3 protein-coding genes are annotated in these 2,923 nt (G+C 67.6%); all 3 read left to right on the top strand.

Going from position 1 to position 2,923, the window contains the following annotated elements:
- Positions 1 to 1,122, top strand: a 1,122-nt coding sequence (locus HMPREF9440_RS08065) for a phosphomannomutase/phosphoglucomutase (protein WP_245523592.1), incomplete at its 5' end; no start/stop codon positions are given.
- A gap of 19 nt (positions 1,123 to 1,141) precedes the next feature.
- Positions 1,142 to 2,605: a glucose-6-phosphate isomerase gene (locus HMPREF9440_RS08060; protein WP_008543187.1), complete on the top strand. Its 1,464-nt coding sequence runs from the start codon at positions 1,142 to 1,144 to the stop codon at positions 2,603 to 2,605.
- The coding region (locus HMPREF9440_RS12140; protein ID WP_008543186.1) for a glycosyltransferase family 9 protein at positions 2,602 to 2,923 on the top strand (322 nt) is incomplete at its 3' end. The genes HMPREF9440_RS08060 and HMPREF9440_RS12140, both read left to right, overlap by 4 nt.

Below are 2,923 nucleotides of genomic sequence, written 5' to 3'. Positions count from 1 at the left end.
GCGCACTACCTCAAGTGCGGCACCGGCGTCGCCGTGACGGGTTCGCACAATCCGCCCGAATGGAACGGCCTCAAGATGATGGTCGCGGGCGTGACGCTCTCGGGCGCGGACATTCAGCGCGTGCGCGAACGCGTCGAGCGCGAGGAGTGGACGATCGCCGAGGAGCCCGGTCTGATCGACGAGTGCGACGTCATTCCGGCCTACGTCGAGAAGGCCGTCGCCGGCGTCAGGGGCGGCGTGCGCCACCGCATCGTGGTCGACGCGGGGAACGGCATCGCCGGCCCCACCGCGATGAAGATGATGGAGCGCCTTCCCGTGGATGCCGTGCCGCTCTACTGCGACGTCGACGGCACGTTCCCGAACCACCATCCCGATCCCTCGAAGCCCAAGAACCTCGAAGCGCTCATCGAGCGCGTCATGAGCGAAGGCGCCGCCTACGGGATCGCGTTCGACGGCGACGGCGACCGCATCGGCGTCGTCACCGACACGGGCGCCGTCATCTACCCCGACCGCCTGCTCATGCTCTACGCGCAGGACATCCTGCGCACGCACCGCGGGGCGCAGATCGTCTACGACGTGAAGTGCTCGCGGCGTTTGGTCGACTGGGTGCGCGAACACGGCGGCATTCCCGTGATCAGCGCGACGGGGCACTCGCTCGTGAAGGCGAAGCTGCGCCTCACCAATGCGCCCTTGGCGGGCGAAATGTCCGGCCACGTCTTCTTCAACGACGAGCGCTGGCTCGGGTTCGACGACGGGCTCTACGCCGCGGTGCGTTTGATTGAAATCCTCGCGCGCACGGACGACCCCTCGAAGGTTCTGATGGACCTCCCGTCGGCCGTCAACACGCCCGAACTCCAGATTCCGATGAAGGAGGGCGAACACCACGCCTTCATCAAGCGCTTCTGCGAAGAGGCCGAATTCCCGGACGCCGAAGCGGTGATCCGCGTCGACGGCCTGCGCGTCGAATGGAAGGACGGCTTCGCCTTGGCCCGCGCCTCCAACACGACCCCGGTCGTCGTGCTCCGCTTCGAGGGGGACACCCCGGAAGCGTTGGCGCGCGTGCGCACGGTCTTCGAAGCGGAAATGCGCCGCGTCGAACCCAATCTCGCCGAGCCGCGCTGAGTCTGTTGAGGAGACCCTCATGAGTTCGATCGCCGATCTGATGCATCCGCTCCTTCGCGAGAGCGCCCCGGGCGGGGTGGAGGCGAAGGCCTGCGGGATCCGTCTCGACATCTCGCGCCAGCGCATGACGCTGGACGACTTCCGCCGCCTGGTGGACTTCGCCCAAAAGCGGGGTCTTTTGGACGCGCACCGGCGCATGACGGCGGGCGAACACGTCAACGTCTCCGAAGACCGCGCGGCGCTTCACACGGCGCTTCGCAACTTCTCGCCCGAAGGCGTCATGTACGACGTCGTTCAGCGCGAACGCGCCCGCATGAAGGCCTTTGCGGAACAGATCCGCGACGGGCGCCGCTGCGGCTGCCGCGGCGAGCGCATCACCGACGTGATCAACGTCGGGATCGGGGGTTCGGAAAAGGGCCCGCACGCCGTCTGGCACGCGCTGCGCGCCGCCAACCCCGAGATCCGTCTTCACTTCCTCTCGAGCGTCGACGGCGTGCTCCTGGAGCGCACGCTCGCCTCCTGCCGTCCGCACTCGACCTTGATCGTCGTCTCGTCGAAGAGCTTCACCACGCGTGAGACGCAGGTGAACGCCGCGGCGGCGGACCAGTGGCTCCTCGACCATGGCATCGTCGGCAACGACCGCGCGCGGCACATGGTCGTCGTGAGCGCGAACCCGCAGGCGGCCGAGATGATGTGCCTGCCGGAAGAAAACCTCTTTCACCTCTGGGACTGGGTGGGCGGCCGCTTCTCCGTCTGGGGCGCGGTGGGCCTTCCCATCATGATCGCGTTGGGTTCCGACGCCTTCATGGAGTTTTTGAAGGGCGCGAACGAAATGGACCTCCATTCGCTCACGGCGCCTCTGGCCCAGAATCTCCCCGCGATGCTCGCGTTGACAGCCTACTGGAACGCGACGCGCCTCGAAATCGCCTCCCACTGCCTCATGCCCTACGACGAGCGCCTGCGCGAGTTGGTGCCCTGGCTCCAGCAGTTGGAGATGGAGTCCTTGGGCAAGAACGTTTCGGTCGCCGGGGAACGCATCCCGGGCTGCACCGGGCAGGGCGTTTGGGGCGCGAACGGCAACGAAGCGCAGCACAGCTTCTGTCAGTGGCTCCGTGAAGGGACCGCGCGCACGGCGATCGACCTCGTCTGGAGCGAAATGCCCGGGCACGGCTACGCCGAGCACTACCGCGTGCTCCTTGCGAACGCCCGCGCGCAGGCCGAAGCGCTCGTCACGCGCGACCCGAGGAGCCCCTACTACAACGTCGTCAACACGATCGTGATGGAGGCGGTGACGCCGCGGCGCCTGGGCGCCCTGATGGCGATGTACGAACACAAGACGACGATGCTGGGGACGCTCTTCGGGGTGAATCCCTTCGATCAGCCGGGGGTCGAGCTGGGCAAGCGCCTCTCGCGGCGCGCCGAATCGGGGCGCGACCCCGCGACGATCGTCCGTGAGGAAGCGATGGGAGGCGAACGCCCGTGAAGATCCTCATCGTCAAGTCCTCCTCGATGGGGGACATCATCCACGCGCTCCCCGTCGCGCACGACATCCGCGAGGCGATGCCGGACGCCGAAATCCACTGGGTGGCGGAAGAGAGCTTCCAGGACATCCCGTGGCTGGCGCCCGCCGTCACGAAGGTGCACGTGCAGGCCTTCCGCCGGTGGCGAAAGAGCTGGCTCTCTTCCGCCACGCGCCGTGAAGTCGCGGCCTTCCGCCAGGCGCTCGCCGCCGAGCGCTACGACGTCGTTCTGGACATCCAGGGGCTCCTTCGCAGCGCGCTCGTCTGCCGCTGGACCGGGC

This window comes from Sutterella parvirubra YIT 11816 (assembly GCF_000250875.1).
GTDB lineage: Bacteria > Pseudomonadota > Gammaproteobacteria > Burkholderiales > Burkholderiaceae_F > Sutterella > Sutterella parvirubra.
Note: the sequence above shows the minus strand (reverse complement) of the source record. Positions and strands in the feature narration are given on the sequence as shown.